The organism is Patescibacteria group bacterium, assembly GCA_041645165.1.
Taxonomy (GTDB): domain Bacteria; phylum Patescibacteriota; class Patescibacteriia; order 2-02-FULL-49-11; family 2-02-FULL-49-11; genus 2-02-FULL-49-11.
Genome location: JBAZQN010000001.1, coordinates 16,331 through 40,534, shown reverse-complemented (window position 1 = coordinate 40,534; position 24,204 = coordinate 16,331). Strand labels below are relative to the sequence as shown.

19 protein-coding genes are annotated in these 24,204 nt (G+C 49.5%); 2 read left to right on the top strand and 17 right to left on the bottom strand.

All coding sequences use genetic code 11. The features are described 5' to 3' along the window. Window positions 1-34: 34 nt before the first annotated feature. Window positions 35-532 (top strand): hypothetical protein, encoded by a 498-nt coding sequence (locus tag WC659_00215; GenBank protein ID MFA4872346.1) that lies wholly within the window; start codon window positions 35-37, stop codon window positions 530-532. Between the two features lie 54 nt (window positions 533-586). On the opposite strand, the gene greA is transcribed toward WC659_00215, so the two are convergent. Further along, window positions 587-1,099 (bottom strand): transcription elongation factor GreA, encoded by a 513-nt coding sequence (greA, locus tag WC659_00210; GenBank protein MFA4872345.1) that lies wholly within the window; start codon window positions 1,097-1,099, stop codon window positions 587-589. A 138-nt stretch (window positions 1,100-1,237) separates the two neighbouring features. Continuing rightward, window positions 1,238-2,725, bottom strand: coding sequence for a glycosyltransferase family 39 protein (locus WC659_00205; protein ID MFA4872344.1), 1,488 nt, complete (start codon window positions 2,723-2,725; stop codon window positions 1,238-1,240). A 434-nt stretch (window positions 2,726-3,159) separates the two neighbouring features. Between WC659_00205 and WC659_00200 the strand changes: the two genes are divergently transcribed. Then, a complete protein-coding gene (locus WC659_00200; protein MFA4872343.1) occupies window positions 3,160-3,627 on the top strand; it encodes a flavodoxin family protein in 468 nt (155 codons plus the stop codon). A gap of 118 nt (window positions 3,628-3,745) precedes the next feature. Here the strand turns inward: WC659_00200 and WC659_00195 are convergent, their stop codons facing one another. From WC659_00195 to WC659_00125, 15 genes are all read right to left on the bottom strand, one after another. Then, window positions 3,746-4,807: a hypothetical protein gene (locus WC659_00195; GenBank protein MFA4872342.1), complete on the bottom strand. Its 1,062-nt coding sequence runs from the start codon at window positions 4,805-4,807 to the stop codon at window positions 3,746-3,748. Between the two features lie 29 nt (window positions 4,808-4,836). Further along, a complete protein-coding gene (locus WC659_00190; protein MFA4872341.1) occupies window positions 4,837-5,244 on the bottom strand; it encodes a PDGLE domain-containing protein in 408 nt (135 codons plus the stop codon). Continuing rightward, window positions 5,241-5,990, bottom strand: a complete 750-nt coding sequence (locus WC659_00185) for an energy-coupling factor ABC transporter permease (GenBank protein ID MFA4872340.1) — start codon at window positions 5,988-5,990, stop codon at window positions 5,241-5,243. The genes WC659_00190 and WC659_00185 overlap by 4 nt, the downstream gene beginning before the upstream one ends. A gap of 280 nt (window positions 5,991-6,270) precedes the next feature. Continuing rightward, on the bottom strand, window positions 6,271-6,843 hold the full coding sequence (locus tag WC659_00180) for an FAD:protein FMN transferase (GenBank protein MFA4872339.1): 573 nt from the start codon (window positions 6,841-6,843) through the stop codon (window positions 6,271-6,273). Next, complete coding sequence (locus tag WC659_00175; protein MFA4872338.1) at window positions 6,785-7,162, bottom strand: FAD:protein FMN transferase; 378 nt, start codon at window positions 7,160-7,162, stop codon at window positions 6,785-6,787. Before WC659_00175 ends, WC659_00180 begins: the two co-directional genes overlap by 59 nt. Before the next feature lie 4 nt (window positions 7,163-7,166). Beyond that, complete coding sequence (locus WC659_00170; GenBank protein ID MFA4872337.1) at window positions 7,167-7,745, bottom strand: hypothetical protein; 579 nt, start codon at window positions 7,743-7,745, stop codon at window positions 7,167-7,169. A 363-nt stretch (window positions 7,746-8,108) separates the two neighbouring features. After that, window positions 8,109-9,881 carry an AmmeMemoRadiSam system protein B gene (gene amrB / locus WC659_00165; protein MFA4872336.1) on the bottom strand — a complete coding sequence of 591 codons (1,773 nt, stop codon included), beginning with the start codon at window positions 9,879-9,881 and terminating at the stop codon, window positions 8,109-8,111. A gap of 2 nt (window positions 9,882-9,883) precedes the next feature. Then, the gene (locus tag WC659_00160; protein ID MFA4872335.1) at window positions 9,884-15,295 is read right to left on the bottom strand and encodes an Ig-like domain-containing protein; all 5,412 of its coding nucleotides are present in this window, start codon (window positions 15,293-15,295) and stop codon (window positions 9,884-9,886) included. 291 nt (window positions 15,296-15,586) lie between these two features. Continuing rightward, window positions 15,587-16,576: an endolytic transglycosylase MltG gene (mltG, locus tag WC659_00155; protein ID MFA4872334.1), complete on the bottom strand. Its 990-nt coding sequence runs from the start codon at window positions 16,574-16,576 to the stop codon at window positions 15,587-15,589. Between the two features lie 47 nt (window positions 16,577-16,623). Then, window positions 16,624-17,205 (bottom strand): hypothetical protein, encoded by a 582-nt coding sequence (locus WC659_00150; protein ID MFA4872333.1) that lies wholly within the window; start codon window positions 17,203-17,205, stop codon window positions 16,624-16,626. Between the two features lie 65 nt (window positions 17,206-17,270). Then, window positions 17,271-18,209, bottom strand: coding sequence for a DUF5655 domain-containing protein (locus WC659_00145; protein ID MFA4872332.1), 939 nt, complete (start codon window positions 18,207-18,209; stop codon window positions 17,271-17,273). 464 nt (window positions 18,210-18,673) lie between these two features. Beyond that, the gene (locus WC659_00140) at window positions 18,674-19,279 is read right to left on the bottom strand and encodes a class I SAM-dependent methyltransferase (GenBank protein MFA4872331.1); all 606 of its coding nucleotides are present in this window, start codon (window positions 19,277-19,279) and stop codon (window positions 18,674-18,676) included. Between the two features lie 81 nt (window positions 19,280-19,360). Beyond that, on the bottom strand, window positions 19,361-21,166 hold the full coding sequence (locus WC659_00135) for a hypothetical protein (protein MFA4872330.1): 1,806 nt from the start codon (window positions 21,164-21,166) through the stop codon (window positions 19,361-19,363). A 292-nt stretch (window positions 21,167-21,458) separates the two neighbouring features. Next, window positions 21,459-21,800, bottom strand: a complete 342-nt coding sequence (locus WC659_00130; protein MFA4872329.1) for a hypothetical protein — start codon at window positions 21,798-21,800, stop codon at window positions 21,459-21,461. Between the two features lie 237 nt (window positions 21,801-22,037). Then, entirely contained in the window at window positions 22,038-24,158 is a 2,121-nt protein-coding gene (locus tag WC659_00125; protein MFA4872328.1) for a hypothetical protein, read from the bottom strand. Between the last annotated feature and the right edge of the window lie 46 nt (window positions 24,159-24,204).

Sequence of the window (24,204 nt, the reverse complement as noted above, 5' to 3'; positions counted from 1 at the left end):
TAAAAACAAACAAATAAAAGAAAGGAAAGTAAAAATGAACTGGATTAAGTTGTTGTTGACAGTGGGATGGACTGTCTTTAACGCTGACAGTTCAATTTTTTGGTGGAGATTTACCATCGGTCTCACCTACAAGTGGGCTATGGTAGTCGCGATAATCATCTCGACCGTCTCCAGTACCATATACTTTCGCCTCGGGGGGATGATTAGAAGAAAGAAAAAAACGAGGGGAAGAAAAAACAGGAACCAGAATTGGCACATTCATAGAAAGGTACGCGCTTCGGCGTACCTCACCAAAAAGCGACTCTTTACAAGAATTGCGGGGAAATTTGGTCTCCCCGTGGCTGTTTGTATAGTCGCCGCTTGGCCAACAATTTTATTCGGGTGGGCAGTTCATGTTCCCACTCTAGTATTAATAGGCAGGACAGGCGACAGAAGGCTCCTCATTGCCTATCTCATAGGCAATACATTACGGATTCCCTTTTCCGCCACTTTTGTCAGAGCCATTGAATGGCTCTGGTATGCGATTTTTTAAAGCCGGCATGAATTGAACTTCATGCTGGCTTGTTCATTATGAGAGTAAAAAATCTTACTGTATTTTCAGAATTTGATAACCTATTACTCCCTTAGGTGTATCAATGATAATATGGTCGCCCGCGCGATGGTGAAGGAGCGCTTCCCCCAGAGGAGATTTGTGGGAAATGCGGCCCTTGGCAGGATCTGATTCGTATGAACCAAGAATTTGATAGATAAATTGTTTCCCCTTGCTTTCCAGCACGACCGTTGAGCCGATCTGCACGGTATCTGAATGTTTGCCGCGCGCGGTAATGATTTCAATCCTATTAAGACGATCTTTCAAAGACGCAATCCTCCCATGCGTGCGCCGCAGCAGGTATTTTGCCGCCTGATACTCCGCATTTTCCGAAAAATCGCCAAAAGCGCCTGTCCTCTGCACTTCGGCAATAAGGTCGGGAAGCTCCTTCTCAAGGCGCGCAAGCTGGCTCTGGAGCCTCTCTAATCCCTCTTGCGTGACAAACACAGGCGTGCTGTCAGGCCTGTTATATTTCCTGAATTCTTCCGATTTTCTCTTTGGCACGCGCATATATAAATAAACACTATTTCTCACCTGCGTTTAAATGCGTAGTAAGTGCGTCTGGATGCGATACCCAAGTTTTTATTTCGCATCTCTACGCATCCACAACGCATTACTACGCATATGATTGAAATCATTTAATAAAATTTATTGAAAAGTCGGCAGGGTAAAATCGATGGTTGATTTCAACAGCCACAGGTACTCGCCCCGATAAAGCTCTTGCACGCCCGGATATGCCGTAGGCGGATTCCCTGCGGTGTCGTTGAGAAATGACGCCGCTTGAGTATTTACCAAAAAATAAAAAGGGGCTTTCAAGTGCCGGCCGCCTGAATCCTGCAAATTGAGCGGCACTATATCGGTGCTCCCGTAATAGCGGATAGTCTCATGGTACGGCCAATTGACGATATAGACCGGCGCTTGGCCTCGGTTGTCCTGTTGTATGCGCATGCCTGCGGCGCGTTCTTCAAAGTGATAGGGGAAAACCAGGTTATACCTCAATTGCCATGTTTCAAAAAAACCGAACGCAAGCAGGATTATCATAATACCTACGTAGGCAAATCGGCGTCGAATCAACGTGGCGCTAACCTCCCAGGCGCACATGGCTCCTGCCATCGCCAAAAAAGGAAACGACGGCACAAGATAGGACGACAAATGAGTGCGCATGAGGGTAAATAAGCCGACGATGATAACGGCAGAAAGAAATGGCGCTAACACATGCGGACTGATTTTCCTGTGAGATCGGCTCAATGCACGAACGCAGATTAGCGCTCCCATAGCCACGAGAAGCCCTGCGGTCCAAGGCTGATGGTATATCCAGAGGTTTGCCGCGTAACTTAAGATATGGCTGGTGCCTGTCAGGGTCGTCACTGACCGGGCAAGGACCTGAAAAATAAAATAGGTCTGGATGAATTCATGCCCGAACTTTATATATTGAAGATAATGCCAAGGAAACAGCAGCGCCGCGGCCGCCAATCCCCCAAACCATAAATACTTTGATTTAATCCACTCCCAATGATGGTACGCCGCGCTGTACACAAGAAGCACCGGCAAGGCAAGAAATACCACAAAACTTTTCATGTAAAATCCCATCGCAAGGGCAGGCAAAATCCCCAATAAAAAAACAGGATTCTTCCATCCTCTCACGGTAAAGTACAGCGCCGCCACGAGCGCAAGCGTTACTCCCGCATCAAGGCGCGCTTCACGCGCGTACATAAAGTAAATGGGCGACGCCATGAGGATACCGCTTGCTGCCGCGGCCACCGCGCGCATTCGGGTAAGTCTCGCCATGAGCGCATACACGCACCACACCGTCGCCATTGCCGCAAGCACCGAGGGGATGCGAAACGACCATTCCTGTTCGCCAAACAAGCGCACCGACCCCATGGCAAGCCAGAAATAGAGCGGAGGCTTATCAAGCCACGGACGCCCCAAACGTACTAGATGCGCAAGGTCGCCGTTCTCCCGCGTTTCCATGGCAACCTGCGCGTACGTCGCCTCGTCGTAATCAACGAGCGGCACCGCGCCCAGCTGCCAACTAAAAAAAACCGCAGTGGCACACACAAGCCCCGCGGGCACGGCATACTCCCTGAAACGGCGCAGAAGTGCATTCATGCGCATCAAGGCGCTATTCCGCATACCGCATTATCTATTCCTCACCGCACCAATTTTCTTCCCTGACTTCTTGCGGTGTTTCTTTTGCGCTATTTTTCGCTTCTTGTTCATACCCCGTATAACAACATCCAACGCCACACATAAATGGCGTGAGATAGTTTTGATGAATAAAACGACTATAGTAGCATAGTCTAAAATATGATTAAAAGCGAGTGTGGCGATATAATGAGGGAGGCAATGAAACTATCTCTTAATGCGCACGCCCAGACTCCCTCAAGTTCATCCATTCTCCACTCTTAAGTTCCCGCCTCCCTCTTGGATGTTGTATTGCGGGGCATAGTGCAATTATAGCACTCATAACACGCTCTCACAACGAAATAATACCCTGCGCAGCTAATTGTCCAGCCTCTTCAGAAACGTTATAATGATGGCACGTGCAAGACTAAAACTATCATCATATGAAAATCCTATTGCTTTATGCCACAAACTCGGGCAATACCTATTATGTCGCCGAGCGCATCGCAAGCGCCCTGCGACAGGACGGCGTGGCGCTTGATATGGTCTCCGCAGGAGACGCCGCGCCGGATATCTTCACTGAATTCGATGCGGTGGTCCTCGGCTCCTGCACGTGGAACAGGCATACTGCCACCGCCAAATTCGAAGAGGGCCAGCTTCAGGACCAGATGCAGAAATTAGTGGACGCGCTAAAAGGCAGGAAATTTGATAACAAAAAATTCGCCGTCTTCGGGCTTGGCGACGCCAACTACATGCGCTTCTGCGCGGCGGCTGATCATCTTGAACGTTTCGTGAAAGAAGCGGAGGGAAACCTGCTTGTGCCTTCGCTCCGCATTGATTCATTTCCCCAAACCCAAGACGCCGCGATCGATGCGTGGGCGCACCAGCTCGCGACTCAGCTCAAAGGATGATAAATGGCTCTTCAGACATTAGTGTGGGCCCTCTTGGGATTCAAGCGCATACCGACTTCCCCTCTTAAGGTAAGAGGGGATCCGCCCGCTGGCGGAGGGGAGTTATGGGTTTGACGCATTATGCCTGTGGCGGGGATTGCCCTTTCCAGATGCGCTTTGCTAAATTCCATGCGTACTTGGCGATGATGAGGATGATGAATGCGTAGAGCAGGTATTGGAGCACTTTGAGTAAGAGCGTGACGAGGTTGACGCTCACGTCCTGCGCCACCGTGTTCACGTCGCGGACAAATGCCTTGATCGCCGCTTTCCAGGAATCTTTCAAATTTTTCGCGTCGACAAATTTATTTTCCACCACCGTGAGGTAGAAATAAGTATACTCAAGCTTGTCGAGCTGCTCTGCCTTCGCGCGCGCGAGGCGATCGAGCTGGGTGCTGACGTTCAGCCTCTCCTGCGTGAGGCGCTCAATGGTCTGTATTTTGCTGTTAATAATACGCGCCAGACTCTCCGCATCCCGCGTCTGCGTCGCAAGCGCGGTAATTTCGTCATACGCGGCCATTGCCTTGTTTAAGGTATCCTCGATCACTGCCTGCTTCCTCTGCAATATGTCAATTTCGCTTGTAAAATCTTCCACCTGCTTCTTGATGGTATGGGTGTTCTCCACGAGCTCTTTCGGTTTGAGCGCCTTCACGGCCGCCACTATTTCCTCCACATGGTCGCGCGCGACCTTAAACGTGAAATTGCAGCCCCTGTCATAGGTGTTCGCATTTTCAAAGATAACGTATTCTTTTGCTTTTAAATCAAATAACGTGCGGCACGTCTCATCCTTGCTACGGGTCTCAATGGTGCCGCGGTAGTCGGTCACTTCGTAGGCCTCCGCGTCGCTTCCCGTGGTGCCTCCGCTGTCAGGAGGAATGGGCGCAATATTTCTCACGGACAATTCAGGCGCGCCGCCTGCTACGCCATACGCGGCGTCTTCGGTGTATTTCCCTCCTAATCCGTACGACACCGAACCAGTGAGAGGCGCCTGCATGGTGCTTACCCGGCTCTTGTTAACCAACGTGCCAACCGATGACCCGATCAGGCGGATGAGAAGCGCAATTAGTACGATCGCCACGAACGCGATGCCGGTGATTTTGAGGATATTTGATCTTGTGAAATTGAAATTGTCGAAGATCGGCATAGTGAATACATTAATAATAAGTAAAATAATTATTGATCTTCACGAGGACTTTTTAATCTAAAAAGCGCACGCCCCGCTCCTGCCAATACCGCAAACACCAGCAGCGTCCCCGCGATCCCCGCGAATGACGCGGCGATCCGTTCATCCGCTATCCACGGAAACGCATAGTCCTGCATAACGCCCTTATAAAATGCAATTCCCTGCGACAGGAAACTTTGCTCCTCGGCCACTTTTTCCAAACCGTCCGGCGATGCGGAGGCAAAGAGCGACAAAAACCCGCCGATGAGGAGCGCTCCCAGAAGTACACAAATGAGACCACCCCCTGCGCTGCCCTTGACTGGCAGTGCAGTCCTTATGAAGGAGGGGATGTGAGGGGAGGTCTCCTGAAGTGCATTCTTAATATTCTCATTCGACGGTTGGGATGTGTATAAATTCATATGGATTTTGACGTTTCTCCCGAAAAAAGTGCAAGAGGAAAATTGCGCCGCGCCAGTGTGCGCAAAATCACCACAGTGATCACTGCCTCGCCCAATCCGATCACCGCATGATACTCAAGCATGGCGGAAAGCACGCGCATGAAAGGCGCGGTGCCGGAGAGCGCGAGCTCCGCCGAGGCGCACGCCGCAGCAGCAGTGACCGAGAGCCACGCCGCACCCCATGCGCTTGCCCACATCCCAAGTTTATAACGTTTCAATTTATTCCGCAAAAGAACAAAACACCAATAGCCTCCGAGCGTGCCGATAAGGCCCATATTGAATATATTCGCGCCAAGCGCCGCAATCCCGCCGTCGCCAAAGGCGAATGCCTGCACGAGAAGCACGGCGCTGATCACCAACAACGCCTCATACGGCCCGAGTATGAGCGCCGCCAGCACACCGCCGAGCAAATGCCCTGATGTCCCGCCCGCTATGGGGAAATTCACCATCTGTGCTGCAAAAATAAGCGAGCCCACACCCGCCATGCGCCACATTTTTTGCTGCCCCCACTTCGATACATGGTACTGCCAGCCTTGAACATCTGCATTGCCTGATGGAGGAAAAGTGGCAAATCGCGCCTTAAAGACAGGAACCTTCTCAAGGAATCCTTGGCGCGCCTTTCTCATCGCAAACCCCACTGCGGTAAGCGCGGCGCTTGCCGAAAACAGAGATACACTATGATTTAAGAACCCATCGGGAATGTGCATACCCGCCTAAATTTTGCATCAGTCTGATGCGCTTAACTACTCCATGACAACGACTCGACCTGTCGAATTTTACCTCATTCTTGCCCGTAAAACTTAGGCGGGCATATAATAATTAGCTTTATTTTACCATAAATACCATTCAGCTGAAACATGACTTCTGTTATACCTCATGAATGATCTATACCCCCTCCCAACCTCCCCCTTATAAGGGGAGGACAAATATGGCTGTTCTCCCCCTGAAAGGGGGAGACACGAAGAGGGGGTTTTTACTTTAAAATATTTATGCGGTAAAAAGCTCCGCGTGGAAACCTGATGAGCGCTCAATGGACGCATTAGGCCGCATGAGAAGATACTCAAATGAAAATTTGGGAGCAAGGCGCGCTGCAGGGACGAGAAAAAGCGCGGTGGCCATTGCGTCCGCCAGCAGTGCAGTCTCCGCAGTCACCCAGACCGAGAGGATGTCCCGCGGCGACTGCAGCGTGCGCGGATCGATGATGTGATGAAACCCCTGCCAGGCTCTCCTGTTTCCCGCGGAACAGCAGATACTTCCACCTGCGAGCGCATATATCCCGATTACCTGCCTTGGATTTTCAGGATGTTCTAACCCTACTCTCAAAGTGCTTGCACTATTCCGGTAAAGCATGTCCCCGCCCGCGTCTATTGCATACGTGGCAATGCCATGCGCCTGCAGCAGCGCGCCAATGAGATCTATGCAATATCCTTTTCCCGCCGCGCCAAAGTCGAGCACCGCAGGTTTTATTATCCTTAAGAAAGGAAAATGGTATTTAAGCGCCTCATCCCACGCACGCGGCGTGTGGAGCGCTCCCGGGCGGCAGGCTATACTGCGCATCATACCCTGCTTCCGCGAGCGTATCGCCGATGAGAGGCGTAAACGCGCCGCCGGTTGCTTGATAGAGCGATAGATACAAATCCATGAGCGGCTGGGCGTCAAACGGAAGCGTGTAAGTCCCGGCAGCGCGCGCCATTGCAGAAACCAAAGTGTCGTCGCGGAACCGCGAATAGGTGCGGTCAAATTCTTCAATCCGTTCCCTTATCTCTTTGAACAGCGCAGCGCGCTCAATTTTTTGAGCGCGCTTATCGTAAACATCAATTTGCCAATGTGTGCCAATCGCTTCAAATGAAATCTGATCTCCGGTGCGCGATATGGCCATACTGCTACGATTGGGTAGCCTGTTGTTTAATTTTCTCCAAAGCATCATTGAACCCTTTCGGCGTGAGTGATGAGGACGAGACTTTGGAAAGATTCACTTCGTCAATGTTTTTGCCAACCACAAATTGCTTGTAATTTTCCGCAAACGCAGTTTGCATTTCTATAGACTTGGGACGGAACGCTTTCATCTCAAATGAGGTGTCAACAATGGTATCATCTTTAAGTGTGAGCGTGATGCCTACTTCCTCTGGTCCTCCCGGTGACACGTAATTGCCTACCGCAGTATAGGTGCCGTCTTTATACTCATCTTGCGCAGGGGCTTGGGTAACCGGCACTGACGGCGTTGGCGTTGGCGCGAGCGTTGACGGCAGAGGTGCCTCTGGGGTCGGCTCATTTTGCGGCGGAAGCGCGCCTGCGCCTGATGAGGGCTGCGGACCTACGGGCGCTTGCTTTTTCGAAAAAAACGCGTACACGGTGCCGATCGCCGCGACTGCGATCACGGCAATAAGAGAAGCCGTAACGCCTTTCTTTGGGCTGCTTTGCGCGCCGGGCGCAGGGGTTTGGGTAGGGACTGGCTGGTCCATAGTTTTGTGAATTTAAATGGATAATGCGACGGTGTTATGAAAAGCGCTTAAGGATTAACCTTGGCGCTTCTAATAAGTACTACACAGTATAGCGTAATTTATTACAGAGGGAAATATACTAGATTGCTAACCTAATTCCGATAATGTCATTCCTGACCGAGATCAGGAATCCAGACAAAAAATAAATAAAAATCGGTGTTTTCTTTTGGTTTCTGGATTCCCGCCGGAGTTTACCCCGTACCTTGATACGGGGCGGGAATGACGTTGAAAATCGGAATCTGAATAGCAATGCACTATATACAAAAAAGTGGCACATTTGCTGCAAATGTGCCACACGGCAGAATTATAAAAAGAGATTCAATTTCATTCCTGCGCAATTATCGCCTGAAAACTATTCGATATTTCCACCTTAATCTGCGCGATGCTCGCAATCTCGCCGCGCTCAAATACCACTTTGAGCAGGAGCCCTTCCATGACATGGGAAGAAAATGTCTGGTCAAACACAAAATTACCGAGGCTATAGGCGATGTACCCGTCTTTGTATTGTTCCACGCGCTGTACCACGTGCGGATGATGGCCAATGACCAGTTTCGCTCCTGCGTCTATGGCTGCATGGGCCCAATTGCGCTGATTTGCATTTTCTGCTCGCGCGTACTCGTCGCCGAAATGCAAAGAAACAATAACCGCATCGGATGCTATTTTCGCGGCTTTTATGTCATCAACCATGCCGGTGACGGAAAATGCGGCCACCCCCGATTCGTGTTCAGATGCAATTATCGATCGGGGGGCATAAGGCGTATACGCCAGGAAACCAAACTTGGCGCCATTCGCTTCTATTACTTTCGCGGCATGCGCCTCTGACACATCAAATCCGCCCCCGGCATACGCGATATTATTTTCTTGTAATATGCGGAACGTGTCCTCTGCGGCAGCCCTGCTCCAATCCCCGATGTGATTATTCGCCACCGACATCACGTCAAACCCGGCGCACGAGAGCCCTTCCGCCGCCTTGGGGTCGGCTCTGAAGGGGTAAGGGCTGCCGACGCTCTTGCCTCTCGCTGAAATGGGGCCCTCCAAATTGCCGAAAAAAATATCCGCTTTGCGAGTATATGCGGATGAGAGCCTGAAGGGCCAGCACCAATCCTTCCGGAGGATCATGGCGTCTCCGACGGCGCGCGAAAGCATGACATCCCCCGCGAATAACAAAGTCGCCGCCTTGCGTTTTTCAGGCGCATCATCGGGAGAAAAGGTGATGATAAAATAACTGGTCGTTTCCTGTGTACGCTCAATGCTGAAGTCATCGGAATTTTTTGTCGCGACGATATCGGCGCGCAGGTTCTTCTTATCGGCATACAGGAGCGCGGCAGCCAAACTGGCCGGTGAGTCAAGATGGTCATTGCCCAGCGCCATAATCCGGCTTACCTGCGCGCCTTCGATGAACGCTCTGGTTTCAATATCTTTCAGATCCGCCTCTTCTCTGGGCAGGTAATGTGAAAAGTCAATCGAGTAGATGACCAAGCTGTCACGGGGAAGGTTATCCGCAAGCCAGGCGCTCACCTTTTCCGCATCCTGCAGCGTGGCGTAGGAATTAAATACAATTGGCAGGATTTTTGCTTCCGGAAGATAGTATTTCACAAACGGGACTACTGCCCCTATGGCGTGCTCATTCGCAAAAACCTCCGCATCGCCCAGCAACCCAAAATCACTGATGAATTTTGAGGTAAGCGCCGAGTCTGACGTTGCCTCCCCGAATTCGGTCTGCCACACAGCCGCAGCGGAGGCGATGCGCTCCACCCCTGCGTTGAAATGATTGGGGCCGATAATGGCCACGGAGGTGATACGCCTGCCGCTTGCCCGTTTTATTTGTGCTGCAATCAATGAGGACGCGAGTAAATGCTGCGGGACGACCACCGCGTGTATATCCGCACGCGGGGCAATTGCTTGAGCGCGCGCGAGGGCGTTTTGAAAATTATCAAACTCGAAAAACATCGGCTGTGAGGCGATGACAGGCAACGCAGACTTCAGATCCACAGCGCTCACCTCCGGACGCTTCCGGCCGCTGAACATTGCGAGGGCGCTCAAAAGCAGCGCCCCCGCCAAAACGAACAATATTATTATGACCCAACGTTTGCGCATGATTACTTAATCATTACTTTATCCTCGCCGGTAAAGTTCATAAAATCAGGATTGAGCACCGACTGGATGACTGCGGGTTCCGCGAGATACGAGCCCTTCGTCTTCACTCTGGCGTAATATATAATGTAGGATCCGCCGCAGTATGTGCTGCGCCAGTTCTTATTAATCATGTATTTAACCTTTTGCCCTTCACGATGGTAAGGGTACCAATAATGGCAATCAGAGCCACCGCCGCCGCGGTACAGCTTGGTGACCGGCAGCAATCCCGAGGGCAGAATATCGGTTATTTGGTAATTGCCGTCAAGCGCCCCGCCTTTAAACTCCGGCATCAACCGAACCTCCACTAAGTCATTCTCGTTGAAGGTAGTGGTCTTTTGCCCATTCACATAATACTCCCGACGGATACTGATGTCAGAATCTGCTTCCAATCCGCTTTCTGCCAAAGGGAGCGGGGTATTCGCAGTGATAACCATGTCAGGCGCAGACTTTATCACCTTCAGCGCATCACCGGGTTGCATTTCGAACGCATAGCTAAAACGCGGGCGGTCAAGCGCGGCGGTCACCGCGTCTTGGTTCACTTGAAATTCGACACTCGCCGGTTTGTTTACCAAACGCGCCAGATTGGCTTTGACAAAATTTAACTCTTCCAAATACAGCAATATCTCTTGAGGACGATTGAAGCGCAGGTAACCCCACAAGCCGTACTGCTGCGGTTCGTTCAAATAGGACGCGAGCACTGCAGTCAAGGCCGTATTATTTAATATTTCATCATCTGAATCTCCGGCCTTGATAATGATATGCGGCTCTTTGATTTGTCCGTACTGATTCATTATATCGCGGTAAAGGGACCTGGCTTGTTCTCCGTCACCGAGCGCATAGGCCGCAAGGGCTGCATACAACCTCTCCCGTACCGTCAAATCATCCCGCTCGAGCCACGCCCGGAGCCTCGGCAACACCGGCTGCTGCAGGGCGGCTAACCCATAGAGCGCAAGCGTTACCTCTTCTTTATTGCTTTTATTATTCTCAAGCTTGCGGAAGAAATATTGGGTCAGAGAATTTTCATCAAATCCTGAAACGTGCAAGTCAGCAACACGTGCGGAGAGCTCCAAGTCTTCGCTGCTGTAGGGCAGCAACGTCAATCCCCCGCTTGAGACTTGGTACTGCGAAGCGGCAAACTCCGGTACGCTCCTGTTTACGCCGAACGTTTCATTGAGCATCTTCGGGGCGATCGTGCGGGCCAGGCCTTGGTCTATTCTATCGCCCCATGACCAGGATAGCCATTGTAACGTACTAAAGACCGCACTGCGTTGCTTATCGCTAAAAATAATGGCCATGGGATGGCTGGTCGTATTTGATAACACAAAGCCCTCCGTGGCATCCTGGGTCTGCACCGACTGCACCGTAAGTCTTGAGCCAACCGCTTCCAAAGGCAGCTTCACCGCATCTTTGCCTTTGCTTGCTGCATCGAGCGAATAGGTCACCACGTACGTGCCGCGCGTCAATTTCGGCAATGGGAAGAATTCCGGGACAAAGGCTTGTGACTGTTTCACCTGCGGATCGGCAATGCCCAATTCCGGCGCCGTCAGGCTCAAAGTGACGGGATCGCCTCGCATCAGGGAGTCGCCGAATGAACGCAGGCGCGCCACTGGTTCATCGCCTGCTAAATATTCCTTTCCTATGGTCGCTTCGATAAAGACTGGCAATGAAACGGGAATCTTGGACACGCTCACCCCGACGTCAAGGCCGGAGCTTAACCCTTGGGCGGTCACGCGCCACGAGGTGATATTGTCAGGCAGGGTAAACGACATGCGCGCCTGGCCGCGGCCGTCCGTGGCGACGGTTTTAAAGAGCGCGGCATCGGTAAAAAATTCCCTCGGGCCGCCGCCTTTCTCATTATGGACAAAATATCCGTCCGCGAAATACGTATGCTGCGGTTCTACCTTTAAATTATAGACCGGCACCACCTCTCGCACCGCTTCAAGAGAAGTGACAAACACATGCTCCCCGTCCTCTTTAAGCATCCAGTCTCCCTCTTTTAAATCACCCGCAGGCGTAAATCCCAGATTCGCATATACCAAATGCTCCGGCGTCACCTTTAACTCGTGATTAATGACAAGGTAGTGGCTGACCACGTGATAATAGAGCTCAGTCACGGTGCTGCTCACTTTTTTATTCGTGCGCGGATCCTCGAGCGTGAGTATTTCATCGCCCGCCTCGACGTCTTCAATATTTTTAAGGCTCTCATCAGCCATCAAAATCTGTGTGCCTGCCAAGAAACAACCGCCTTTCTCCGCGCCGCCGAACTGGTTCTCGGGACGGCGGTGTGAATAGGCAGAAAATACGGATCCTGACCACAAGCCTTCGTAAATCGAATCTATGGGGCTCGCTTGGCTGTCCATGACGGCGTAAAACGCCTCATCAATCAGATTCAGATTGACCGCCGCCGACACAGGCTGGCCGCGCGCGTCGCGCGTGGTGACCTTGAGCGCTACTTCCTCGCCCGGTTTGTACTGGTTCTTATCCGGCACGATTTCAATCTGCAGGGTTTTATCATCAGTGTCATACTGGATGGAATTGCCGACCCATCCTGTTCCCGCCACGATAAACGTTTCTCCATTGAAATACACTCCCGACAGGTTCACATTGGGAATGTCCCGCGCTTCAAAAGGAAACGAATATTCGGAAGTCTGGGAAGTTGCATATTCCTGAAAACCGTTTTGATACTGCAGATAAAGGTAGTAATTATTCCCGTTATCCGGCAAGCTCTCGTCGTTATTGGCGAAATCAACCACGACCTGCTCCCCCATGGAAAACGCATTATCCTCCGGGATCTGAAGGTGGTAAAAATTATAACCAGCCCCTCCGTAGCGATTCAAATGCGCGCCGTCATAGTAGTATAAATACGCAGATTGGATATCATGCCTGCCGTTGGCGTCATAATATTTCAGTTTGACCTGATACGATGTTTCCGGCTCAATATTACGTTCGTATACATATTTGCCAAAGCCGTCCGTGACACCGCTGAAGGAATCCACCTTTTCTTCATGTGTGGAATATGAATATTTCTTATATGTGCGCTTGTTGATAAAATCATACCCCGTGCCTATTTCCGTACTGCTATGCGTAATTTTTATAATCTCGCCTTCTATTTTCGTACCGGCGCTCGGCGCTCTCTCTTTTTCGTCATCGAGGCGCCAATATCCGTCTTCGGCTTTGTCCAAATCAATCGAACTCACCGCCACTTCCACCTTGCCGCGCCCCTTGGCGGGATAACTAACCTTGCTGGTGGCGTACGCTTTAGGCCCGTAAAAATAAAGATTGGCACTTGCCTCGATTTCCGCGATTTCAGAAAGCTCGGGACTGATTTTCAACCATGCATATTCCGGCCAGCAGCGGTAATCGCTCTTGCACTCATGATAATCCTTGGTGTAGGTGAGCTTCACTTTCCCCTCCGCGTCCGTGACGACCGTTTTTTTGCCTTCCGGCGTTTCAAACACCAGGGATAAATCAGGCACTGCGGTACCTTCAAAGAACGAAGCCTGCGCTTCCAGCGTGATGGCATTGCCCGCAAATTCAACTTTCTTGCTTGGAATAAGGCTGAGCTGATACGCGGGCTTATCGTACGGCCTGATCTGTATATATTTTTGCTCAATGACTTCATCGCCGACTTTAAGCTCCAATGAATAAGAATCGGCGCGCAAATCCTTGATAGCTATTTCCCCGGTAAAAGCGCCGAGATTATCTATCTCAAGCGCCTGTTCTTTAATCACCACTGGCCGATAATAGTAATCAACGTATCCCTCTTTATACAACGTCAACGTAACATTATCAGCAACGCGTCCCTCGTCGCGCCGCTTCAGAAGCCCCCAAAATTTTATCGTATCCGTCGGCTGGTACAGGGGACGGTCGGTATAGAGGTATTTCCAGTATTCAACCGCGCCGCTGTCATTCCAGTAGCCATAGCTGCGGGAAAGATACGTCGCGGGGATAATCAGCTCCTTGTCGGCAAAGCTCACCTTAAAATAATAGCGCTTGCGCTCCTGCTGACGGGATGAAGCGTCCACCAATTCTCGCGGCGTGGCAAACACCGCAACTCCTTGGCTATTGGCGGAAAATGCCTTGCCCGTGCCGATGAGCTCCACCCGGGCGCCTGCCACAGGCCGCTTCGCGGCCAAATCTATTGCCCAGACGACGGTTTGGTTTTTCGCCACATTCACGTACGCAGCAGCGTCAGTCACTTGAATCCATACCTGATCGCGCAGGTCGCCGTTCTTAAGTTCTGCCAAAAAGTATCCCGGCGGCAGGCTCCCCGTGAAACGCACAAACTGCACATTTTCCTCTTCCTGGATTGGCGCTTTAAATGAGGTGAGCGCCTTTCGGCTCGACGTATCATCCAAATAATAATCCTTTGAATACGCCCACCACGGCAGCTGGTCGCGGCGGTCGAGCATTTGCAGGTATTCTGCTTCACTGCTTAAAGGATAGACGGCCACTTCAACCGCATTATCCTTCATGTTCCTCGCGGAGAGCTGTATCAGAGGAGGTTCAGTAGTGCTCACATCCTGGAGTTTCTGGTAAATCCTGAACCAGGGCGCGTCGGGCGAGAATGAGTCTGCGGTAACTTGCGTTTCAAACGCAAACGAGTAGTCCTCGGCAAGCGTTTCACCGCTCCCTTGCAGCGGCAGCCCTTTTTTTACGGTCACCGTATACACCTGGGCGGGAGAGAGAGCCTCCGGCACAAAGACCAGCGTGCGGCCGTGTTTTTCAAACTTGCCGGTTGCCCGCGGCGTGATCGTGACGAACCGCTCATAGTCAATAAAATTGTCATGGCTGAAGGTCACTTCAATGCCGGAATTCAAAGGGACGCTCGTTGCCGCGTCGCGCGGAATGCTGTGGAGCACCTTGAAGGAATCCTTCACCTGAAACGCCCATTCATAATCCCGCGTCTGGTCCTCCCCTCCCGCGTCCTGATATGATGCGGCGAGCGCCACCTTGAACAGTGTATTGGGCGACAGCGGCTCTGTTAAGGCGAGGAGCCATTCTTTCGCCGCTCTCTTAGTCAAAAAAAACTTCGCATCAGGTGTCACCCGGATGCTTTCCCCCACGTCCGCTGTCTCAATATCTTCCTTGCTGGTAAGCAGATAGGCGGAGGAAGGCTCCACCCCCAGGCTGTCCGATGCAATTGCCTTGAGCTCAAAGTTGTCCTGCGCGTTTGCCCCTGACAATACGAGCCGGGTGAATCCTTCAAAGAGATCCCTGGTGTCGCGAGTGAAGACATCGCCGGGCGCGATCAGACGAGAAGAGGAATAAAAAAGGGATGCCGCAGCAACCCCCACGACCAAGAGCGTTCCGCCGACGAGTACGGCTCGCTTCACCGGTCCTCCTGACCACCATGTAGATATTTTGTTGAACATAGATAGAGGGTCACGGGCGCACTATGCGCACCCGGACGCATTAAAAAGGATAATTACTGTCTTTATTTTACTCGGCTTAATCCCGTTTGTGAAGCGCTTACGATGTAACTGCTCACTGACCATCGACACCCCCACCATACCTCCCCCTTTTAGGGGGAGGACAATCGTTGTTCTCCCCTGTCAGGGGGAGATGCAAAAGAGGGGGTTCCACTGCGGGATTGGAGAATGTCCCAGTGAGCAGTTACCTTACGATTCCACCGCTGCCATAAGAACCCTCCTCTTATCCCTAAATTAGCGCAAATACGTCTCAATATTCTCCTTGTGTCCCTCATACGTCTTCGCGCAGTGAATAACCTTTTGCCGGTCGTGCAGGTAGAAAAGGCAGTCGGTTTCTTCCGGATGAAGGACGGCGTTTATGGCGGCAAGGCCGGGGTTGGCGATCGGGTGCGGCGGAAGCCCTTTGTATTTGTAGGTGTTGTAGGGCGAATAAATCTGCTTATCCTGTGGCGTAATCGGCGCCCACCAACCCCTGCCCGTATCCCCTCTCGCGTATTGGAGCGTCGCGTCGATTTCAAGCCTCATGCCTTGAAGCAGCCGGTTCCAGATAATTCCCGCAATGAGCGGCATGTCATGGCTGCCTGCCGCTTCCCGCTCCAGGAGAGAAGCGATTTTCACGACAGTATCCCATTTAATGTTCTGCCGCAGCGCTTCCTCTGCAAAGGGCGCAAATTTCGTTTCAAAATTTTTTCTAAAGCGTTCCGCCACGTCAAAAGGCTTTTCCGCGATGGGAATAAGGTAGGTGTCGGGAAAATACACGCCCTCGACATACTCATACTTCATGGCAGTATACGTGCTCACCCATTTTTCCTTTTCCTCTTCACTCCAGCCAAGCGCGGCGGCGAGAATCTCCGCGGTCTCTTCTTTGCGCAGCCCTTCGGGGATGGTGACCCACACCAACGCAGGGGCGCGAGTGAGGGTGCGCGCGATTTCCCACACGTCCATGGCTTTGGAAATCTCATACCCGCCCGGCTTAATGCTCCCGCGCGTGCGCTGCAGCGCATAATGGAATACCCACGCGCTTCTGACAAATCCCTCTTCCTCAAGCCTCACCTCCACGCCACTTTCTCCAAAAGGGATGGTGAACTGCACGCGCTCCGCCTGCCTTTGCGGCGCGCCGAAGATTCTATGGTAACCAAACCATGCCGCGCCTGCGGCAATAATAAGGACCGCTCCCGCGATCCGCCATTTCTTTGATAAAACGTGCCCACCCTTAAGAACCATACCTTATGGAGAAAATATGGCCGAAATGCTGCATTTCGGCCAATTGGTCATACAGCACCTACAAGACGATATTTGGCATTACGACGATCGCCTAATCGCTGTACTTTGCCTCGTTGGATAAGTTCGTTTAAGCGGTCGGTAACGGTGGTATCAGGAATCTGCAACACCTCCTCGATGTCCTGATTGGTGACCAAAGTCCCCTTCTTCCTAATAAAATCAATGATCTCCTTCAAATGCGCCTCGTGTTTCTGTTGTTTGCGCGTATTCGCACTGGTTAAATTATCTTTTAACTTGTTTTTAAAAATGGCGTCCTTGTCAGCTTCAGTGAGCGGCTTTTCCTTTTCTATAATCACCTCCCGCACTTGGGGTTCCGGCGTTGGCGCCACCGATACAGATTCGGCAGAATGCTCATTTGGCGCAGCATCTACGGCTGGCGTTGGCGCGGGTTCTGCAACAGGCGCAAAAGAATCTTCCTCCTTGCCAACCGGCGCAGATTCTAACACGTCAGCATCCTCCGTCGGTGCCACAGGCTCACTGTTTTCAATCGCAGGAACAACAGGCACCGGCGCATCAGACGCACTCTCTTGTTCAACCTCAACGCTCACAGGTTGCACAATGTCATCGCTCATATCCTTTTAAATTAATTAATGTATACTATTCGCCTATTCGCGCGAATTAGAGAATAAGCCTAGAACTACCACTTACTGATCGTGTCACTATACTTTTCATACAACTGCCGCGTGAGCATGAGCGCATACGCCACATCCTCCATATTCTTAATATCCAACGAGGAAATGTGTTGATTGTAATATTTCACGCTGTTTTTCATATAGTGCATTTTCTTTTCCGGGTCCTTCAAATCCTTCGGAGTTACACGCAAAAGTGAAAATGAAATTTTACCCTGCTGCACAGATATGGTTATGAGATTCCAGCCGTTTTTATGAAAACTTACATAACTCCGCACAGGATGGAGTTCAAACGTCAAATCAACTTTCCTCAATCCGTCCACTAATTCATTAAACAATTCTTTAATCTTCTCCGGCTTACCCTTGAGATGATCCTCTATCGTAAATACTTTAACTTGCCTACTCACCTCCTCGATTACCTTACTGCCACCTAATTTTGTAATAGATGCCCCCTTCCCTGCCGCACGTACCTGGCGGTATAGTATCGAGCCGTTGTCATATTGCTCAACTTCCCATAATTCCAAGGGCAAATCCCTGAAATTCACCGCTTCGATCTGATGACGTGTGAAACTCGGGGAAATGAACATAACACGCGCCTGAGACCAGTCAATATCTTCACGACGCATGTTCTTATTGAACCGTTCATTATATTCAAGGACAAACGCCGCCTTGTTATCAAGCATGAGCGATAAATAGGCGAAACCCTGATCAATGACGGAAAAACTTTCGTTTTTTTTGTACTCAATGATGACAAAGGTTTTTGTTTCCTCATCAAACGCGAGCGTGTCAATAGACAAATCCTTGATGGGAAATTCAGTGCGTACAAACTTAAGACCATAAATCACGTCAAGATTCTGTTCAGTGAGCTTTTGTAATTCTAACTCCTTCTTAAAAAGCACGCTCTTCACCCTTATAAGCTTACTTTGTTTTTTCTGGAATAAAGGCATGGACGTGATAATTAATTATAATTAAATTATTTCTAAAAATCTAATTTCTCACTATTACCATCTATTTACTTATTACCTCAATTCTCCCACTTTTTACCCCGCGATGCAACATGGCGAAAAGTACGCGCTCACTGTCCATCAACACCCCCCCAAACCTCCCCCTTTATATCATCAAGATATGGCGAAGCCATAGGGGGAGGACAAGGCGTGTGGTCTCCCCCTTAGGCGCCGTAAAAAAATAACATATCCCGCCATCTACGCCGTACGTCAACAAAATAAGGACAAACCTATGGGACAAGTGAAATGTTATTTTTTTAAGCGCCCTTATCAGGGGGGAGATCAAGAGGGGGGTTTAAACCGCGAGGATGGCGATGCCCCCAGTGAGCGCGTACGGCGCAAATAATCAAAACCCGGGCGGAAAACCCAGGATTTTAGGAAGACTTGGTTTCGCTTTCCCCTCCCATTCATTTCTTTGCGATTAACGTGAAATTTTTCAGTAGATGCAGAGAGTTGTGTCGTGTATAATGACTAATTTCAAATCCAACCTGCTTAAAATATTCAACTAATTCCTGTGCATGGTACATTTCGCGATACGGGTGCACGGAAAAATGCTTAAGAATATTGCCGACAGGAGACGTGAAAGTCTCTATGGAAAAATCCATGATGTACATTACGCCGCCCGGATTCAGGACCCGATAGCACTCTCGCACGCAATCCCGCCAATCGGACAAATGATGGAGTACGCCGGAATCGAATACGGCATCAAAAGAATTGTCGGGGAATTCCAATTGGCTGGCGTTACCTATTTCGAAATGAACATTCTCCTTCTCGAATCTTTTCGCGTTCTGAATCATCTGTTCATCTAAATCAATGCCGTATATTTCACGCGGTGAATAGAATTTCCACAGCGCGTGTGTGCCGCGTCCGCTGCCGCATCCGATTTCCAAAATGCGGGGATGCGCGCGCACAAGAGAAGAATGCGGAAGCCATCGGCTGCTCACAAGCAAACGCTGCAATGCGCCCCACACCGGATTATTCATGGCCGCGAATTCGATCTTGTTGAGCAGCATATCCACCTAATTTTCCATAATCGTATGGCAGGGAATCGTGAAGGATGTGAGAACTAAGGTCATGCATTCATATCTGGACAATTAAGGACAGGTGTACGCATATTCGGCTTTCAAACAATCAGCATTGCATTTTGATACCGCTCCGGTGCATTTTGATAACGTCCCGAGACAGGAGTTTATACAGTCTGATTTGGTAAAAAGATTTCCCGTGCCCTCACACCCAGGCGTGCAGTCGCTATAGGCACTGTAGCAATCTTGTGAATTGCCACAGCCGGCAACACATTGATCATACGCAGTTTGTTTCAGTTGGGAACATTTCGGGCCTGGCGGCACCGGCGTGGGTGTCGGTGCAGGGGTGGGAACTATATCGATGATCGGTTCCGGGGTTATGGGAGCCGGCGATGGCGTTGGTTGTGGTGTAGGTTCCGGGGCAGGTGTTGGCGTCGGCGTAGGAGAGGGAGTCGGCACCGGAGCCGGAGGGATCACCGTTTCATAGCCGCCGCTATCAATCCCTTTGTCACCATACAAATACGATTCAAATTCCTCCGGAGTTTTGAATCGGTCTACGTCATGGTCAAGGGTGCCATATTTTATAAATAATAAATCCCGCAGATTCAAAGGGTCCGTAATAAGAATATCGGACGTATAACATGCCTTTGGATTTTTTTTGCATTCTTCATCGCACGCGGTTAACACGCCGACGAAAAGTCCGGTGATGGGAAACACCGCGGGCGTTTTTAGAATCGTGTCGATAACGGTTGCCCCGACATCGGGAATGGAATTTACACCGGGATTCTTGTTGTTCACCAGGTACTCCATCACCAGGGAATACGTAATGCCATATGCAATCTGCGCCTCAAGACTCAACCCGCCCGTGGCCAGGGCAAGACTAATACTCCCCAACAGTATCAGATGTTTTTTCATCAATTCATTTGCTTCGGTCGTTATCTCTTCGTCTGTTTTTCCGGCCTGATCGATGAACGTTTTTTTATAGAGGCAATCCAGCTGACGGGTGATCGTCGCGGCGGTAACATGTTCCGACTCCCCAAGACTCCAGCAATCTGTCTCTGCCGCCATGGCGGCGGGACTCAAAGAAAACGAATTCTTTTCTTCCCCCTGCAGCTGGCTTTTCTCAATTGATCCAAGGAAGCCGGAATAAAATGCGTCGAGCCAGGCAATCTGCGCCGCGCTTAATGCTACCGTTGATCCTGTGGCTGTTTGAAGGCGAACTGTAGTGTGGGGATTTTTTATAAATGCATCCAGGCCTGAACGCAAGCGTTCCATCTCCGTGCGGGCGTTGGCAAGCGACGCAGTTAATGCTTTGTTTTCTACCGGCGCCTGGTCTGCCAATGAATCAATGCTCTTGAGCGCCATGGCGGCAAATGCCCGCGTGATCGTGCCTGGTGGCAGATCTTGTGCGCGTGCCATCTGTACGGCACGCGGGACCGCCGGGGCCAGCACTTGAATGCCCGACACTGTGTTTGAGGACTTGACAGCCAACGTATCGCCATCTTTTTTTGCCTGAATAACTCTGAACGACACGACATCAAGGCCGAACTTGCCGGAATTTTTATTAAATGCGAGCGGCGGCACCGCGACGGTCACGGTCGTCGGCGTCACGTTCAATGCCGGTATAGTGAGCGTCTGCTTGGTATACGTATCAAAAATAACGGAGGTGGCAGCATGGGGATCAAGGTTCTTGCCCTCGATTACCATGGTATCGAAAGGAACCAACCCTTGATTATTGAAACTGATGGTGAGGCTATCGGTATTTGTTTTTTTATCGTTCGACACTTTTATCGCATACCGTAAGGCAATCATCCCTGCTATGCCAAGTATAATAAAAAATGCCGCTAGTATGCGCGTCGTCGGTTTAACATTTTTCATACGTCGTTCGATTAATGACATTGTCTTTGCATTATACCAGCAAATCGCCCTTTAGACACGAGCACGGGAGGAATCCTGTTCACTCCGATTCGAAGCCCTGGTGGCTTCACTCAGCATACTCTTTCAAGTCCTTTCCCCTTATCACAAAACACCCCAAGAATCGGGGTGAAATATGGCAGGGCATCGTGGACGATGTTAGAACTGGAATTCAACAATCAGTAAAATTATATATACCAAATTTAGCTATACAATACATATAAGATTTATAAATATTAATCATTGTACATGTTTGTTAAACATTACCTTTTTTACTAAATAAATTCCAAGTAACTGACAAATATGTGACAATGGCTGTATTGATAACAACTATATAATAATACCCACCAAAGCCAACATATAACGAGTATCCTATCAATAATGGATGAAGTATATATATCCAAAGAGAGATAACTGCCCATTTTTTTTGAAAATATATCCCTATGGCGCTCAATAAAAGTGCTAGGATAAAGAAAAGACGTGCATAATAAATAAGTTGTGAAGGATCAAATGTGACTAATAGCTCTGGTAATATGTTGATGAGTGTGTAAATTAATTCAAAAATCAAAAATCCGGAAATAATTTTAGTTTTATGCATAGTATTTAAGTTAATAAATTAAGATTCAATTTGATGTTTGGGATCGACCTAAATATGTACATATTCATTATATCATTTTATCAACTAATAACCAGAGACGTTACCTCTGGGTTATTGCCATGTAAATTCAGGGCATCGTGGACGATGTTAGAACTGGAATTCGGGAGTGGCGAGGGTATATATATCTACCTAATTTTGACTAAGGTTAAAATATTTTTGTTGCGGGGATGGGTCAGGTTAAAATAACACTTCTAATTTTCCAACCATGGAATTTTGAATAGAGAAAATCAGATGCAATGTCAGTCCAATCTTGGAAACCCACAGCACGCCTCCTTCTGACTGGTCAATCTTGTAGCCCAGTTCCTCATATTTTTTCTGCACGACTTCCACGTCCGAGCGCGTCACCTGACGTGGGAACACATAGGTGAGCCACATGCTTTTCATGCTATCTTTTAATTTCACCTGGTTATTGAAAATTTGGTTAAGTATTGGCAGTAATTCTTTATGAACAGCCTGGTTCTTCTCGCCGTCTACTGCGACTTCTTTGGTGTTTCCATAGCCGATCAGCGCCCAGGTTTTGGGCGTGGGCGGCGTGACTGTCTGACCTGACGTCAGCGGTAGGGAAACGGAACAATTTGGCGCTACGCTACTTTTTTGATATTTACAAATGTCTCGCGCCGTATTTTTTATGAGGAAAACCTTTTCTTTTACCTTTTTATTAATAGGCAACGTCATATTTTCAGCCCCATCGACCTGCATACTTTGCATCACCAAATAGCTGCTTTGGTCTTCCACCGTTGCCCCGCGGTAATCCGTTACTCCGGGACATCCGCGCACCTCGCCATTGACATCAACTTTTATCAAAGCCGCCTCCTTATATGGTTCCAGACTCATCATTACTATATGCTGTTTAGTGGTGAGCATACTGCTGGCAATCACAACTCCCTTATCGGCTGTCGGCGCGATGCCATAGCCTGACAAATCCCGTTCCGCATTAATTTTTTTCACCCACATCGGATTAAAATCGACATCAGTTTTAATCAATTCAATATTTGAGGCCAATGCCTCTGGCGATAAATTAAAATCAGCCGCTTGCACCTTTGCGCTCTCGCGCACCACATCCTGCATAATCACAAAATAATCGTCCAAAGTTTTTATCACCTGAAAATCATTACTTGATGGGCTAGAGGTCATATTTACAGTTAATTTTTTTGCCCATTTGTAATTCCCTACCTTATCGACCTTGACCGCGATCAATGATCGCGCGGAAAAACTATTGATAGTATTGGCTGATCCCGTCATCAGCCCCGAAATTAGACTTAAATCGCCAAAACCGAACGCAATAAAACCGCCGTCGGGCACAGGCTGAACCGCCCTAAAGTCACCGCCCGGCATGCGGATAGCGGTTTTTCCCATGGTAAAACTGCTGCCAGAATAACTGGTGGGAGCATTTATCTCCGACGGAATCATCTCAAGGCTCTTCGCCCACGCCACTTTAAAATCACTGTCCAGTTTTATAACGGTCGGCAAGGCGTGCGGAACCAACTCCTGCCCCAAAATATTTTCTGGCTGTTCAGTTTTTGGAACAACAATATTGGCCAAGGCGATAAAACTGCCATCAGCTAAATATTGCACATCCTCTGCTTCCCAATTCAATTTTTTTGCAAATTGCACTTTCCCGTTTTTATCAATTTTTATTAAAACGCTATACTTGGGCACTGCATCAGTATCGCCTACATCAGTGCCATAACCGGTTTGCATGAAACGGGCAAGGAGCAACACACCGCCATCCGATAAAGCCCATATTTTTTGCGGACGATCTATACTATAATCGCCAAGCATCAATGACCAGAGCTGCGTTCCCTTTTTACTAATTTTGGTCACCAAAATATCGCCATAGAGTTCTTTCACGTTTTCATCAACAAAATCCAGTACATCGATGGCCGTGACAATATTGCCGTCAATCGTCTCTAGAGCGAGACGCCCGATCCGCCGGGACGACATCAGCCCAAGAGCCATGCTTTTACTGCTAAACTGCCTGCTCCATAGTGGATTCCCCTTAGTATCGGTTTGGATAATATAAGGTTTTGGCGCTCCCATGCCAGAGGCCGGAAGAATGTCGCCGGTCAGCAAATATCCGCCATCTTTAGTGAATGAAATGTCAAAACCGTCAGTTAAATCAAGCAAGTGAAAAGTTTTGATGAAGCTGGTGGAAGTTACTGATTTTGCGGAACAGACGCCGGCAACTTGGCCCTGCTCTTTTGTTTGGATCACATAAACTGCGATACCAGCAATGCTTAAAATTGCTAAAAAGGAAATAATAGTCGGTTTAGAAAACAAGATACCATGTCTGTGCATACAAATAAATTATACCATAATAATACTTAAATAAATCAAAAACCAG